The organism is Rugamonas sp. FW305-51, from assembly GCF_058786935.1.
On record NZ_JBYSZG010000003.1, the window covers coordinates 212,790 to 226,624 of the forward strand.

At 62.5% G+C, this 13,835-nt stretch carries 14 protein-coding genes; 5 read left to right on the forward strand and 9 right to left on the reverse strand.

What is annotated here, in order from left to right; translation table 11 throughout:
* Positions 1-146 precede the first annotated feature (146 nt).
* Both AC3WOS_RS03540 and AC3WOS_RS03545 read left to right on the forward strand, forming a co-directional pair.
* Positions 147-602, forward strand: a complete 456-nt coding sequence (locus AC3WOS_RS03540; RefSeq protein ID WP_182160856.1) for an Lrp/AsnC ligand binding domain-containing protein — start codon at positions 147-149, stop codon at positions 600-602.
* Between the two features lie 145 nt (positions 603-747).
* Entirely contained in the window at positions 748-2,310 is a 1,563-nt protein-coding gene (locus AC3WOS_RS03545; protein ID WP_492714449.1) for a methyl-accepting chemotaxis protein, read from the forward strand.
* A gap of 26 nt (positions 2,311-2,336) precedes the next feature.
* On the opposite strand, the gene AC3WOS_RS03550 is transcribed toward AC3WOS_RS03545, so the two are convergent.
* Positions 2,337-3,305, reverse strand: coding sequence for a LysR family transcriptional regulator (locus AC3WOS_RS03550; RefSeq protein ID WP_492714450.1), 969 nt, complete (start codon positions 3,303-3,305; stop codon positions 2,337-2,339).
* Between the two features lie 172 nt (positions 3,306-3,477).
* Here AC3WOS_RS03550 and AC3WOS_RS03555 point away from each other — a divergent pair, with 172 nt between their 5' ends.
* Positions 3,478-3,786, forward strand: coding sequence for a hypothetical protein (locus tag AC3WOS_RS03555; protein WP_492714451.1), 309 nt, complete (start codon positions 3,478-3,480; stop codon positions 3,784-3,786).
* 64 nt (positions 3,787-3,850) lie between these two features.
* Here the strand turns inward: AC3WOS_RS03555 and AC3WOS_RS03560 are convergent, their stop codons facing one another.
* The 5 genes from AC3WOS_RS03560 to AC3WOS_RS03580 form a co-directional block, all read right to left on the reverse strand.
* Positions 3,851-4,450: a chalcone isomerase family protein gene (locus AC3WOS_RS03560; RefSeq protein WP_492714452.1), complete on the reverse strand. Its 600-nt coding sequence runs from the start codon at positions 4,448-4,450 to the stop codon at positions 3,851-3,853.
* A gap of 216 nt (positions 4,451-4,666) precedes the next feature.
* The gene (locus AC3WOS_RS03565) at positions 4,667-4,921 is read right to left on the reverse strand and encodes a YfhL family 4Fe-4S dicluster ferredoxin (protein ID WP_492714453.1); all 255 of its coding nucleotides are present in this window, start codon (positions 4,919-4,921) and stop codon (positions 4,667-4,669) included.
* 12 nt (positions 4,922-4,933) lie between these two features.
* Positions 4,934-5,425, reverse strand: a complete 492-nt coding sequence (coaD, locus tag AC3WOS_RS03570; protein ID WP_492714454.1) for a pantetheine-phosphate adenylyltransferase — start codon at positions 5,423-5,425, stop codon at positions 4,934-4,936.
* A gap of 125 nt (positions 5,426-5,550) precedes the next feature.
* Positions 5,551-6,207, reverse strand: a complete 657-nt coding sequence (gene rsmD / locus AC3WOS_RS03575) for a 16S rRNA (guanine(966)-N(2))-methyltransferase RsmD (protein WP_492714455.1) — start codon at positions 6,205-6,207, stop codon at positions 5,551-5,553.
* A 58-nt stretch (positions 6,208-6,265) separates the two neighbouring features.
* Entirely contained in the window at positions 6,266-7,165 is a 900-nt protein-coding gene (locus AC3WOS_RS03580) for a DUF6279 family lipoprotein (protein WP_492714456.1), read from the reverse strand.
* Between the two features lie 28 nt (positions 7,166-7,193).
* On the opposite strand from AC3WOS_RS03580, the gene glmU reads away from it, so the two are divergent.
* Positions 7,194-8,558: a bifunctional UDP-N-acetylglucosamine diphosphorylase/glucosamine-1-phosphate N-acetyltransferase GlmU gene (gene glmU, locus AC3WOS_RS03585; RefSeq protein WP_492714457.1), complete on the forward strand. Its 1,365-nt coding sequence runs from the start codon at positions 7,194-7,196 to the stop codon at positions 8,556-8,558.
* A 478-nt stretch (positions 8,559-9,036) separates the two neighbouring features.
* On the opposite strand, the gene AC3WOS_RS03590 is transcribed toward glmU, so the two are convergent.
* Positions 9,037-9,510, reverse strand: a complete 474-nt coding sequence (locus AC3WOS_RS03590) for an Lrp/AsnC family transcriptional regulator (RefSeq protein ID WP_492714458.1) — start codon at positions 9,508-9,510, stop codon at positions 9,037-9,039.
* A 165-nt stretch (positions 9,511-9,675) separates the two neighbouring features.
* On the opposite strand from AC3WOS_RS03590, the gene glmS reads away from it, so the two are divergent.
* Positions 9,676-11,505 carry a glutamine--fructose-6-phosphate transaminase (isomerizing) gene (glmS, locus tag AC3WOS_RS03595; RefSeq protein WP_492714459.1) on the forward strand — a complete coding sequence of 610 codons (1,830 nt, stop codon included), beginning with the start codon at positions 9,676-9,678 and terminating at the stop codon, positions 11,503-11,505.
* Positions 11,506-11,588: 83 nt separating this feature from the next.
* On the opposite strand, the gene AC3WOS_RS03600 is transcribed toward glmS, so the two are convergent.
* Positions 11,589-12,137: a M48 metallopeptidase family protein gene (locus AC3WOS_RS03600; RefSeq protein WP_492714460.1), complete on the reverse strand. Its 549-nt coding sequence runs from the start codon at positions 12,135-12,137 to the stop codon at positions 11,589-11,591.
* Positions 12,138-12,149: 12 nt separating this feature from the next.
* Entirely contained in the window at positions 12,150-13,601 is a 1,452-nt protein-coding gene (locus AC3WOS_RS03605; protein ID WP_492714461.1) for a Fic family protein, read from the reverse strand.
* Positions 13,602-13,835 lie beyond the last annotated feature (234 nt).

Sequence of the window (13,835 nt, forward strand, 5' to 3'; positions counted from 1 at the left end):
TAATCGGCATCCAAAACTGTGAACTGCTGATGATTTGATTGTAAAGGGGAATCTTCTGGATTAATTCTGGTATTGCAGGGGGCTAGCAATAGATAGTTTTTGGTGAGACAATTTAACCAAATAAAATTAATGGGGGAGAAAGCGGTATGCTGGACAAAATCAGCAAGAAAATTCTGATGGAACTGCAGAGCGACGGCCGCATCAGCAACGTCGAGCTGGCCGCCCGCGTCAACCTGTCGCCGGCCGCCTGCCTGGAACGGGTGCGCAAGCTGCACGAATCGGGCTACATCATGGGGTACACGGCCCAGCTCAATCCGCAGCTGCTCGACGTGTCGCTGCTGGTGTTCATCGAAGTCGTGCTCGACCGCACCACGCCGGAAGTGTTCGACGCCTTCAAGCAAAGCGTGCAAGTGATCCCGGAAGTGTTGGAGTGCCACATGGTTGCCGGCGGCTTTGACTACCTGGTCAAGGCCCGCGTCAAGGACATGGCTGCCTACCGCGAATTCCTGGGCAAGACGCTGCTGCAAAAAGGCGTGCGCGAAACGCACACCTACGCCGTCATGGAAGAAGTGAAGAATACCACCAAGCTGCCCATCAAATAGCACGGCCCGGCGCGTTCTAGTCACAAATAGCGATTGAGCCAGATTAAGTTCTGTTGTATTTTGGAATTAGTTTGTGGCACTGGATGCATTCGCATCCGGGACAACGCATGCGCGGCGGACATGGCCCTGCTGTGACGGAGGACGAATGAAATTCTTGCAGCAGACGACAGTGCGCCAGGGAGCGTGGCTGCTGGGGGCGACGGCGGGCGGCACAGGCCTCGCCTATCTGGTATCGCTGGCCGTGGGCGGCGGCGGTCCGCTACTGTATGCGGCGCCGGCCGCGTTGGCCGGTGCGCTGATCGTCACGCTGGGCCGGCGCAATGCCGACGATGACGGCGCGCACCGCTTTGCCCACACGGTCGGTGAGGCGATCGACGCCATCATGATAGGCGCGGCGGAAACGTCGTACTTCGTCGACTCCGTCAAGAAGAAGATCGAGCTGGACGTGGAAACGGCCAGCGACATCGCCGACAGTTCCGGCCGCAACGTCGCCACCATCGAACGCATTGCCGCCAACGCCGAGCGCGCGGCCAAGGTGGCGTCCCAGGTGCGGGCGGAAACGGAGACCGGCCGCAAGGAAGCGGACCAGGGCTTGCAGCGCATCAGCGCGGCGCGCCAGGACGCCCAGGCGGCAGCCACCGTGATGACGGACCTGCAAGCCAATTCGCGCCGCATCTACGGTTTCACGGAAGCGATCAGCGAAATTTCCGCCCGTACCAATTTGCTGGCCCTGAACGCCGCCATCGAGGCGGCCCGCGCCGGCGAGCACGGGCGCGGCTTTGCCGTGGTGGCGGGCGAAGTGCGCCAGCTGGCCATGCGCACCAAGGAGGCGACCGACGAAATCAGCCACATGGTGCGGGAAATCAATGAACAGGCCGAAAAGGCCACCACCGGCATGCACACGCTGGCGGCCGCCGTCAGCGCCGCGGCCGGCAACGTGGAAACCGTGCATGGCTTGCTGGGCAATATAGAACGTTCGTCGGGCGTGTCGGAAGACGAGATCGGCCAGATCGCCCGCGCCTCGCGCGAGCAGGTGGCCACCACGCACGACATCGCCGACGCCATCCGCCGCATCCACGACAGCATGCTGTCGACCGACGCCGAGTTGCCGCGGGCGGCCGGTTCCGCCATGGCCCTGGCCGAGCGGGCCGAAGTCATTACGGCCGCGCTGGGCGACACGGCCATCGAAACGTCGCACGATGCGATCCGCATCGCGACCCAGCAGGCGGCGCTGGAGGTGGGCAAGATTTTCTCGCAAGCCATCGCCAGCGGCCAGATCACGCGCGAAGCCCTGTTCGACCGCCACTACCAGCCCATCCCGAACACGGACCCGCCCAAGCACAGCACCCGCTTCGACGCTTTCACCGACCGCGCGCTGCCGGAGCTGCAGGAAGCCGTGCTGCGGGCCCTGCCCCAGCTGACTTACGCGGGCGCTGTGGATAACAATGGCTATTTCCCCACCCACAACCGGAAGTTTTCCCAGCCGCTGACGGGCAATTATGAAGTGGACTTTGTCAACAACCGCACCAAGCGCATCTTCAGCGACCGCACGGGCAAGCGCTGCGGCGCCAACACCAAGCCGTTCCTGTTGCAGACCTACAAGCGCGATACGGGGGAAGTGATGCACGACCTGTCGGCGCCCATCTACGTGGACGGCCGCCACTGGGGCGGCTTCCGGGTCGGCTACAAGTCCAGCGGCCACGGCTGAGCGCGGCCGGACTGGCTAGACTGGTGTCAGTAAGTGTCGTTCTTCGGCGCCGTGCCGGGGGCGGTGCGCTGGGCCACGGTGTTCATGCCTTCCAGGTGCTGGCGCAGCCATTTGTGGGCCGGGCTGCGGGCATCGCGCTCGTGCCACAGCATGTCCAGGTGCACGGCCGGCAGCGTGAACGGCAGATCCTTGGAGATCAGGGCGTCCGTCATGCCGGTGGAAGCGATCAGGTGGCGCGGCAGCACGGTGATCAGGTCGGAATTGGCCACCACCCGCCCGGCCGTGAAGAACTGGTTGACCGTCAGCAGGATGCGGCGCTCGCGCTGCAGCTGGGCCAGCGCCTCGTCCACCAGGCCGTGGGCCCGGCCCGAAAAACTGACCAGCAAGTGGTTGGCGGCGCAGTAGTTGTCCAGCGTCAGTTCGGCCTTGGCCAGCGGATGGTCGCGCCGCATCACGCACACATAGTGGCCCGAGTACAGCCGTTCATGGCGGATGGGCGAACCGATATCGCTCGACAACTGGGCCGCCACCCCGGGGAAGAAGCCAACGGCCAGGTCGATGTCGCCGCGCAGCAGCATGGGCCGCGGTTCGCGCGTGGTCAGCGGCATCATGCGTACGTTCACGCCCGGCGCTTCGCTCTCGATCGAGCGCATCAGCGACGGCAGCCAGAACGCGGCCGTGGCGTCGGCCATGGCCATGCGGAAAGTGGCGTGCGCCTTGGAGACGTCGAACGTTTCCGGCGCCACGGCCGCTTCCAGGCTGGCCAGGGCGCTGCGCACGGACGGCCACAGCGTTTCGGCCCGCGGCGTGGGCTTGACGCCGTAGGCGGTGCGGATCAGCAGTTCGTCGCCCAGGCTTTCGCGCAGGCGCTTGATGGCGTTGGAGACGGCAGGCTGGGTCATGGCCAGGTGACCGGCGGCGCGCGTGAGGTTTTGTTCCGTCATCACGGCGTCGAAGACGCGCAACAAATTCAAGTCCAGCGTCAGAAAGCTCATGGCAGCTCAGCAGTAAGTTGATTGAAGGAAAGTGTAGAGTAAGGCGGGCAAATTAAGAAATATGATTTCCTCGTCAACTATAAGCCATCCCATTCACGATCAGTATAATTGTTATCGAGAAATGAAATTGGATGGATATGTTGCGCTGCACTATAGTTACGGTAGATTCTAAATGTACCGGAACATCATGTCTACCTTCATCTCCCTCGCGCACGCTGCCGCGACGCATTTTTCCCTGATTGCAGCACTGCAAATTACCGCCGGCCTGAGCGTGGCACTGGCGCTGGCGCTGCTGTTCAAACCATTGCTGCTGGGCGTAGCCCGGGCGCTGATGCTGGTGATTAAGCCCAAATTGACCAAGGAAGAGCGTCTGCAGCGCCGTCAGATGCGCGATGCCATGATGCTGAACCGCATGTTGAACTCGATGGAAGGTTCGCCCAGCCACGCGGCCGAACTGCGCGCACTGGCCGCGCGCGCCTGATCAGGTAAGCGGGGGCACGGGGGCTAGCCCCGATGCCGCATCGCAGCAATTCAGATTGCCGTCATTATTTTGCCGCGCCCAGCAGGTGGGGCTTGAGCGAACTGTCCACGGGCTTGTCGCCCAGCCAAATGCGCAGCACCGCGTTGTAGAAGGCCAGGTCGGGCAGCACGGCGCCGATCTTCTTGCCGTTCAGCTGGCACTGGGTGCCCTCGCCCGGCGTCCAGTCCAGCGCCAGCACGTCGCCCTTCTTCAGGGAAGCGATCTGGGCAAAAATTTCCCCGAACTTCATCGTCTGCGGCAGGATCTTGGCCCGCTCCGCTTCGGCCGTGTTGGCCTTCAGGCCGGCCATGAAGGCTTCGCCGAAATCTTCCGAGCTCAGGTCGCGCAGCATGACGATGGACACGCGGCGCGGTCCCTGCTGGGCCAGGATGTCGGCCACCGTGGATTTCTTTTCCGGCAGGTACAGGCCGACGGCATACACCTTGAAGATCAACTTGGTGCGCACGCCGGCGCCGTTCAGTTGCAATTCCTTGCCGGCCAGGCTGATGTTGTCGTCAAACTTGATGCCGGCCACTTCCGTGGCGGCCACGGCGGGCAGGCTGAAGCTCGATGCCAGCATGGCGGCGGCCAGCAGGCTTTTCAGGGTGGTTCTGCGATTGATCATTCTGTCTCCATGGGGTAGTGGTAAGCCGCCCGCATGCTGACCGCGATGTTGGCGTGGCTGAAATATACCACCGGCCGCAGCGCGTGGATGCGCAATGCGGCCAATTAGCCGCACGCTCATGCTATTTTAGAGGGAGACCCCTAGTGTGACCATGCAGCCGGCGACCAGGGCGGCGACCGGGGGAAAGCCGCGGACGGGCGTCCGCGGCGGGCGGGATCAAGCCTTGGCGGCCTGCAGCCGTTCGAACTTGGCGCGCAACTGTTCTTCCGTCTCGCGCCAGGCCGGATTGAAGGGAATGCAGCTGACCGGACATACTTGCTGGCACTGGGGCTCATTGAAGTGGCCCACGCATTCCGTGCACTTGTCCGGGTTGATCTCGTAAATTTCGGCGCCCATGTAGATCGCGTCGTTCGGGCACTCAGGCTCGCACACGTCGCAATTGATACAGTCGTCGGTAATTATTAATGCCATGGCAGTACTCGCTTACTCGTCGCGGGTGGCGGCAATCTTCTTTTGCAGCCAACGGTCGACCGATGGGAAAACAAACTTGGACACGTCGCCGCCCAGCACCGCGATCTCCCGCACGATGGTGCCGGAAATGAACTGGTACTGGTCGGACGGGGTCAGGAACAGGGTTTCGACGTCCGGCAGCAGGTAGCGGTTCATGCCCGCCATCTGGAACTCGTACTCGAAGTCGGACACGGCCCGCAGGCCCCGCACGATCACGCGCGCATCATGCTCGCGCACGAAGTCTTTCAGCAGCCCGGAAAAGCTCTGCACCTTGACGTTGGGATAGTGGCCCAGCACCTCGTTGGCGATGGTCAGGCGTTCGTCCAGCGAAAAGAAGGGCTTCTTGTTCTTGCTGTCGGCAACGCCGACCACCAGCGTGTCAAACAGACCGGATGCGCGGCGCACCAAATCTTCATGACCGCGGGTCAGCGGATCGAAAGTTCCCGGATAAACGGCTACAACCATTGCGGCTCCCTGCAGATGCACCAATAAACGCGCATTATGCCTTAAAAACGGGCGTTCGCCCCCATCGGGGGCCGCCCGCCATGATGTGGACGGGTTTTAGCGCCTCCCTCGGCGCGGGGTTCGCTTCAGGCCGCGGCCGGCTTGAGCCGCAACAAATGGTAGTACACCATGCCGGCCTTGTCGGCCCGGATCACTTCCCATGGCGCCAGCCAGTCCGGTACATCGGCGCCCTCTTCCATGGTCAGCGGCAAGCCCGATTCGGCATAGATCAGGCCGCCTTCTTTCATCAGTTTAGTGCACAGCGGCAGGGTGCGGCCGAGAAAATCCTGCTGGTAGGGCGGATCGAGGAAGATCAGGTCGTAGCGCTGGCCGCGGGCCGCAGCGCCCTGGGCCACGGCCAGGGCGTCGCCCCGCAGCAGCTGGACGTTGTCGGCCTTGAGCTTGTCCTTGACCACTTCCAGCTGGCGCACCACGGGGCTGTGGCTGTCGACCATGGTGACGGCCTGGGCGCCCCGGCTGGCCGCCTCGAAGCCCAGCGCGCCGCTGCCGGCGAACAGGTCCAGCACCTGGGCGTCGGCCCAATAACCGTCGCGCAAGTGGTTGATCCAGTTGAACACGGTTTCCCGCACCCGGTCCGGGGTCGGACGCAGGCCCAGCGCTTCCAGCACGGGCAGCGGCGTGCGCTTCCATGCGCCGCCGATGATGCGGACCTGGTTGCTGTGTTTGGGACCGTGGACGGGCGTTTTGGCGGGCTTTGCGGGCTTGGCAGGCTTCTTGGGCATGTGGCTAAGTCATTGATTCAACAGGAAGCACTATACCATACGGCCTTGCTGGCGCTGGTCAGCGGGCCTGCTCCGCCAGGCTGTTGAAGTCGTCGATCCAGCCCTGCATGCGCTTGAGGGCGTGCGCTTTCTGGGCCGGGGTGGCCAGGCGGATCACGGTCAGCACCAGCTGCGCCGTACCCTGGTCGTACAGCTCGAAAAAGTCGCGGCGCTCGCCCGATTTGTCGCGGCGGGCGAAGCCGTCCTCGATCAGGGTACGGATCAGTGCCATGGTGGCATCCTGGCCCAGCCGCTCGCGCTGCACTTGCCGCAGCAGGGCCAGGATGGCTTGCTGGCGCCGCATGCGCTCATCCAGCCACAGTGCGTTGTCGAGCGGACGGGCGTCGGAAGCCTGGCGGATGGCCGCTTGCTGCTCCTGGCTGAAACGGCCGAACCACAGCTCGAACTGGTCCATCGCCTTGTCGTAGCGGAAGGCGAGCTGGTGTTCGCGGTCGCCCTTCATGTTCTTGTGGCGGAAATCGTCGTTGTTGGCGGCGAACTTCTTCTCCACCTGGGCGATCTGCTGGGGCTGCAGCGCGCGGGCCAGTTCGGCCAACTGGGGCAGGGTCTTGAGCAGCAGCTGCTCGGTGCGGTTGCGGATGTCGTTGTAGTCGGCCAGCAAGTCCGCCTCCGTGGGCGTACCCTGCAGCTGGCGCCGGGCCGTCTGCAGCACCTGGGCGTAGTCGTGCAGCTGGGTCTTGCGGTGCCATTGGAAGAAGTTGCCGATGTCGCGCTTGACCCACGGCTTCTGGTCGCTGTCGAGATCCACATAGCCGTCCAGCCACCAGTAGAGCAGCGTGTCGCCGTGGTTGTAGGCCAGTTGCAGCGAGCTGCAGGCGGCCAGCAGCACCATGATGGCGAGCAGGAAAAGACGCGTCGCGCGCCGTAGCGCAGCGGCGTGCATGTTAAACTTTTCCATCTTTTCAACTTTCAGAGTTCTACGGCCTATGAATGTAGTCATCCTCGCCGCCGGCATGGGCAAACGCATGCAATCGGCCCTGCCCAAGGTATTGCACCCGGTGGCCGGCAAGCCGATGTTGTCGCACGTGATAGATACCGCGCGCAGCTTGTCTCCCGGTCAATTATGCGTGATTTACGGGCATGGCGGCGCGGCCGTGCTGGATTTGCTGTCCAGGCAGACCGAGCCGGTCGCCACCGCCCTGCAGGAACCCCAGCTGGGCACGGGCCACGCCGTCCAGCAAGCCCTGCCCGCGCTGGACGATAAGCTGCCCACCCTGATCCTGTATGGCGACGTGCCGCTGACCACCGCCGCCACCCTGCGCGCCTTGGTGGAGGCGGCCGGCAACGACAAGCTGGCCATCCTGACGGTGGAGCAGGACGACCCGTTCGGCCTGGGCCGCATCATCCGCGAAGACGGCCGCATCGTGCGCATCGTCGAGCAAAAGGACGCCACGGAAGCGGAGCGCGCCATCAAGGAAATCAACAGCGGCATCATGGTCGTCCCCGGCGGCAAGCTCAAGCCGTGGCTCGATGCCCTGTCGAACAACAACGCCCAGGGCGAGTACTACCTGACGGATATCGTGGCCATGGCCGTGGCCGATGGCGTGCCCGTCGTGTCGGCCCAGCCGGGCGCCCAGTGGGAAGTGGCGGGCGTCAACAGCAAGGTGCAGCTGGCCCAGCTCGAGCGCATCCACCAGGGCAATATCGCCAACCGTTTGCTGGAACAGGGCGTCACCCTGCTCGACCCGGCCCGCATCGACGTGCGCGGCGAGTTGATCTGCGGACGCGACGTCACCATCGACGTCGGCTGCGTGTTCGAAGGCAAGGTGGAACTGGGCGACGGTGTGACCATCGGCGCCCATAGCGTGCTGGTCAACGCCCGCATCGCGGCCGGCGCCGCCATCAAGCCGTTCTGCCACATCGAGGAAGCGGTGGTGGGCGAGGCGTCCATCATCGGCCCTTATGCGCGCCTGCGGCCGGGCACGGAACTGGCGCAAGATGTCCACATCGGCAACTTCGTGGAAATCAAGAACAGCCAGATCGCCGCGCACAGCAAGGCCAACCACCTGGCCTACGTGGGTGACGCCACGGTCGGTTCGCGCGTCAACATCGGCGCCGGCGCCATCACCTGCAATTACGACGGCGCCAACAAGTTCCGCACCGTGATCGAGGACGACTGCTTCATCGGCAGCGACACCCAGCTGATCGCGCCCGTGACCGTGGGCAAGGGCGCCACCCTGGGCGCCGGCACCACGCTGGCCAAGGATGCGCCGGCCGGCAAGTTGACCGTGTCGCGCGCCCGCCAGGTGACGCTGGACGGCTGGACCCGCCCCGTGAAGATCAAGAAGTAGCCAGGCAGCCCATCCCACGGCTTTGTGGATAAAGCTGTGGGCAAGTGCCTGAACAAGCCGGGATAACTTCCCGGCTTTTTTTCGTCCGCATTTTTTATACCAAGCAGCCGTATTTTTGTTCTGTGGATAAACATGTGGAGAAGCCCCGGAACAAGCGGAGGAAAACGTCCGTATAACCGTGGGAAAACCATGGGATAAGTCCGCGCTCATGAACGGGACCGACAAGCCGGATTCGGATAAGGCCTGTAGCGATGCCATTTTCCCATTCCAGCGTCACCCCATGTGGATAAGCCTGTGGGGAAGCGGTGGGAAATACCGGAATAACTTTTTACTGTGGATAAACATGTGCAGAACCAGCGGGAAAAGCACTGGATAGTCACTGGAAAACACGGGACAAGTTTTCCAGCGCCAGCATGGTTTGCGTTGCAGTGTGGATAAGGCTGTGCAAAACCGCCTGGACAAGGCGGGGATAAGTGGCTCAGACGACGATGCGGGTCTCGAATTTGCTGCGGAAGGTGGAGAAATACGCTTTGACGTTGCGCACATTGGCCTGGGTGGCAAACAGCCGGTGCGCCAGCGCGTGGTAGGCCGGCATATCCGTCACCTGCACGATGAGAACGAAATCGGGCCCCGGCGCCACGCGGTAGCATTGCAGCACCGCATCCTCGTCCGCCACCCGCGCTTCGAACTCGTCCATGCGCTCGGCCGCCTGGATATCGAGCGAGATTTCCACAATGGCCGTCAGGCGGGCGCCCACCTTCTCCGGCGCCACGATGGCCACCTGGCGGGCGATCACCCCCGCTGCCGTCAGCTGCTTGACGCGGCGCAAGCAGGTGGGCGGCGACACATGGACTTCCTGCGCCAGCTCACTATTGGTTTGTGACGCATCAATTTGCAAGGCATTGAGGATGCGACGATCGATGTCGTCCAGCGGCAAGTTGGTATCAGTCATGATTATGTGATTGATTAGTAAAAAAAATCGTAGAAAATGAAATATTATTTCATGTATCTATCATAATGAAATTTTATTTCAAAATCAGGCGAATTTAGACAGCATATTTCATTGCCGCTGTTCTACGATGCATTCATTGCAAATTTCTTACCCCAAGAGGTCATTATGTGCGGCATCGTCGGCGCGGTAGCGCAACGTAACATCACCCCCATCCTGCTGGAGGGCCTCAAGCGCCTGGAATACCGCGGCTACGATTCCTGCGGCGTGGCGCTGCACGTGGATGGCCAGCTGCAGCGTTCGCGCAGCACCTCGCGCGTGGCCGACCTGGAAAAGCAGACCCAGGAATCGCACCTGCAAGGCTTTACCGGCATCGCCCACACCCGCTGGGCCACCCACGGCGCGCCGGCCACCCATAATGCCCACCCGCACTTCTCGCCCAGCGCCGACCAGGCCCGCATCGCCCTGGTACACAACGGCATCATCGAAAACCACGACGAACTGCGCGCGGAACTGACGGCCCTCGGCTACGTGTTCCAGAGCCAGACCGACACGGAAGTGATCGCCCACCTGGTCGACCACATGTACAACGGCGACCTGTTCGACACCGTGCAGCACGCCGTCAAGCGCCTGCATGGCGCCTACGCCATCGCCGTGTTCTGCCGCGAAGAACCGCACCGCGTGGTGGCGGCGCGCCAGGGCTCGCCCCTGATCGTGGGCCTGGGCCAGGGCGAGAACTTCGTCGCCTCCGACGCCATGGCGCTGGCCGGCACCACCGACCAGATCATTTACCTGGAAGAAGGCGACGTGGTCGACCTGCAACTGGGCCGCACCTGGATCGTCGACACCGACGGCAAGCAAGTGCAGCGCGAAGTGAAAACCGTCCACGCCCACACGGGCGCGGCCGAGCTGGGCCCGTACCGCCACTACATGCAGAAGGAAATCTTCGAGCAGCCGCGCGTGATCGGCGACACGCTCGAAGGCGTGACGGGCATCATGCCCGAACTGTTCGGCGATGGCGCCTACAAGGTGTTCAAGCAGATCGACCGCGTGCTCATCCTGGCCTGCGGCACCAGCTACTACGCCGGCCTGACGGCCAAGTACTGGATCGAATCGGTGGCCAAGATCCCCGTCAACGTGGAAATCGCCAGCGAATACCGCTACCGCGACAGCGTGCCCCACCCCAACACGCTGGTGGTGACGATCTCCCAGAGCGGCGAAACGGCCGACACCCTGGCCGCCCTCAAGCACGCCCGCAGCCTGGGCATGGAGCACACGCTGACGGTCTGCAACGTGGCCACCAGCGCCATGGTGCGCGAATGCAAGCTGGCCTACATCACGCGCGCCGGGGTGGAAGTGGGCGTGGCCTCCACCAAGGCCTTCACCACCCAGCTGGCGGCCCTGTTCCTGCTGACGCTGACGCTGGCGCAAGTGAACGGCCGCCTGACGGATGAGGAAGAAGCGGCCCACCTGAAAGCCATGCGCCACCTGCCGGTCGCCATTTCCGCCGTGCTGGCGCTGGAGCCGCTGATCATCGCCTGGGCCGAAGATTTCGCCCGCAAGGAAAACGCCCTGTTCCTGGGCCGCGGCATGCACTACCCGATCGCCCTGGAAGGCGCGCTCAAGCTCAAGGAGATTTCCTACATCCACGCCGAAGCCTATCCGGCGGGCGAGCTCAAGCACGGCCCGCTGGCGCTGGTGACGGAGGAAATGCCGGTCGTCACCATCGCCCCGAACGACACGCTGATCGAGAAACTGAAGTCGAACATGCAGGAAGTGCGGGCCCGCGGCGGCCAGCTGTACGTGTTCGCCGACGTCGATTCGCGCATCACGCCGGGCGAAGGCGTGCATGTGATCCGCATGCCGGAGCACTACGGCTTGCTGTCGCCGATACTGCATGTGGTGTCGCTGCAGCTGCTGGCCTACCACTCGGCGCTGGCGCGGGGGACGGATGTGGATAAGCCGAGGAATCTGGCCAAGTCGGTGACGGTGGAATAAGGTCCCGTAGATCGTTCTTATGGCAGTAACGGTATGAACGCCGGCTTCTCGCAAGCCGGCGTTTTTGGCTTCAGGCCCACTTACTACTTGTGTTCCCAAACTTCTGCAACTAACGGTAAATCATTCAGCTCCGCACGTGCTTCACGCCATGTCGGATAGGCCTTGTCCAAGATCGCCACAAACCGATCACTGTGCGTCGGTTCCAGCAAGTGCGCCATCTCATGCACAATCACGTATTCCAACAAGTCCTTCGGCTTTTTAACTAGCTCTGTGTTGAGGCGGATATGGCCTGCCCTATGATTGCAGCTTCCCCATTTTGTGCTGGCGAATCCAGCCCAGCCTGGATATGGCATATCTGTACCGGGACGCCATAGCGCAGCAACTGATAGGTACGCAGATTTGCCTGGTACAACGTTATGCCGGTCACGTCGCTGGCAGCCAGCAGTCTTTCGACAGCCTGAGAAATGGGGGCATCGGAGTAGCCGCGCCTCTTCATACTTGCGCGCAGCAGGTCCGACTCGATGCAGCGGTTGTCCTTGTCTTTGCTCCAGTTGCCGAGATAAACATAACCCAGGCCGCCATCGGCGACAGGTGTGGTGATGCGCTTGATAACGCGGTTTTGTGTGACTCATTCGGGGCGCAATTTATTGTTCACCTGGGTTCTCTCCCGATTTTGTAACATGCTTCAGCCCTTGTGGCGTCAGCCGATATTTTTGCAGGCTGCTTTGAGGCTTGCCCGGAATGGTCATCTCTATCAATCCGGCCTCAATGGCAGGGCGAAGGTAGGTGTTGCGGAGGTGTTTTTCGTCTCTCAAGCCGAGTGCCGCCAGAATATCGGCCCGCTTCATCTCGCCCCGCAGCACAGCCACAAGCCGTGCGACTTCGGGGGTGACTTCGGGGGTGACTTCGGGGGTGGCTCTGGCGCTCACGGTCCGCGATGCCGGCCGTGCAATGACTACGCGGAACTGGTTGGCGGCCATGTCTTCGATCAGCTCAATCGCGGGCCAGTCATGCAATGCCCGGGGAATGCCCGTGCCCAATCCTCGATAGGGCAGGATATGGACGGCGTGTTCAGTGAGCGTGGGATTGCGGCGATTGGTCGCGCCACGACGGATCGCCTCGGTATTCAAGCTGTCGGGCAGATGGCCGGGGCTGACGATCTCTACCCTGTCGGCAAACACCATCAGCCGGATCGAGGCGCTGGTGAAATAGTCGCGGTGTATCAGCGCGTTGACCAGTAACTCCTCCACGGCCGGTTCCGGAATTTCCAACTGCCCCAGCGTATTGAAGCCTTGTTCGCCCTGCACATGGCGCAGGTTGCGACGGATAAAGGCAAAGCTGCGCTGATATTGCTCCAGCAATGGGCCGTCGATGTCTTCGCTATCGAGGTAACGCGCATCGTGCAATGCCGTGCCGGGGAAGGCCACGGCCTTTACCTCGAAAGCTGGGCGAAACTGTTGCGGATGTTTGCCAAACAGTAGCAGGCCCGCCAGGTTCAGTTCGCTCCCGTCGCCCAGGCCCAGGTTGCGCAACATCTGCTCCAGCGGTTGGCCGGCGAGCTCGCTGTTATTGGCATAACGGCGGTTGAAATAGGCATTGAAAGCCTTGTTGTCGATATCCGCCGCCGAGCTGCCGGCCACGCGCACTACATCGGCGTAGACCAAGCCGGCGCGCTGGAACATGCGCTGCAATTCTTCACGGGCCGTCACATGGCGTTTGTCGGCACCGTTCTTGACCCATACCCGGCCTTGCAAGTCCATGTAGGGCTTGCTCAAACCATCGGCTACTGTCACCACCAGCACGACGCCCTGCGCCGTCTGGATGTTCTCGGTCAGCGGATGCACGGGCGGGCGCATATGCTGGCTGGCGGCGTTGCTGAGCAGCTGGTTCAGGCGCCGCACCGCCGCGGCATCCAGGCCGGCAATGCTGCCGTCATCGGCCACGCCGATAAACAAGCGGCCGCCACCGCTGTTGGCGAAAGCCGCCAACTCGGCCGCCAGACCGTCGGCGTTGGTGGCATCGCGCTTGAACTGGTGGCGGCTGTCTTCGCCACCAGCCAGCACTTGCCGCAGTTGTGCCTCCGTCATGGGGGTCATATCAGTCGCGTCCTCCCGGTCAGCAGTTCTTGCATCATGCCTTGCTTGATGGCTCGGGTTTTGGCGAGGCGGGATTCGAGGGCGGCGAGCTCGGCGCGCTCGTTGTAAATTTAGTCCCAGCGACTTTATCCATACTGACCAACCAGTTTTTGTGGCCGATTCCTCTTGTTCGCGGCCCGCGCCATGGCTCCGGTGTTATTTGTGACTTTAATTGTCGTCAACGGTGATTTGCAC

Bases quoted from the DNA above. Each gene is read 5' to 3' on its own strand.
- AC3WOS_RS03540 (WP_182160856.1), top strand. From the start codon at position 147: ATGCTGGACAAAATCAGCAAGAAAATTCTGATGGAACTGCAGAGCGAC.
- AC3WOS_RS03545 (WP_492714449.1), top strand. From the start codon at position 748: ATGAAATTCTTGCAGCAGACGACAGTGCGCCAGGGAGCGTGGCTGCTG.
- AC3WOS_RS03550 (WP_492714450.1), bottom strand. From the start codon at position 3,305: ATGAGCTTTCTGACGCTGGACTTGAATTTGTTGCGCGTCTTCGACGCC.
- AC3WOS_RS03555 (WP_492714451.1), top strand. From the start codon at position 3,478: ATGTACCGGAACATCATGTCTACCTTCATCTCCCTCGCGCACGCTGCC.
- AC3WOS_RS03560 (WP_492714452.1), bottom strand. From the start codon at position 4,450: ATGATCAATCGCAGAACCACCCTGAAAAGCCTGCTGGCCGCCGCCATG.
- AC3WOS_RS03565 (WP_492714453.1), bottom strand. From the start codon at position 4,921: ATGGCATTAATAATTACCGACGACTGTATCAATTGCGACGTGTGCGAG.
- coaD (WP_492714454.1), bottom strand. From the start codon at position 5,425: ATGGTTGTAGCCGTTTATCCGGGAACTTTCGATCCGCTGACCCGCGGT.
- rsmD (WP_492714455.1), bottom strand. From the start codon at position 6,207: ATGCCCAAGAAGCCTGCCAAGCCCGCAAAGCCCGCCAAAACGCCCGTC.
- AC3WOS_RS03580 (WP_492714456.1), bottom strand. From the start codon at position 7,165: ATGGAAAAGTTTAACATGCACGCCGCTGCGCTACGGCGCGCGACGCGT.
- glmU (WP_492714457.1), top strand. From the start codon at position 7,194: ATGAATGTAGTCATCCTCGCCGCCGGCATGGGCAAACGCATGCAATCG.
- AC3WOS_RS03590 (WP_492714458.1), bottom strand. From the start codon at position 9,510: ATGACTGATACCAACTTGCCGCTGGACGACATCGATCGTCGCATCCTC.
- glmS (WP_492714459.1), top strand. From the start codon at position 9,676: ATGTGCGGCATCGTCGGCGCGGTAGCGCAACGTAACATCACCCCCATC.
- AC3WOS_RS03600 (WP_492714460.1), bottom strand. From the start codon at position 12,137: ATGAGTCACACAAAACCGCGTTATCAAGCGCATCACCACACCTGTCGC.
- AC3WOS_RS03605 (WP_492714461.1), bottom strand. From the start codon at position 13,601: ATGACCCCCATGACGGAGGCACAACTGCGGCAAGTGCTGGCTGGTGGC.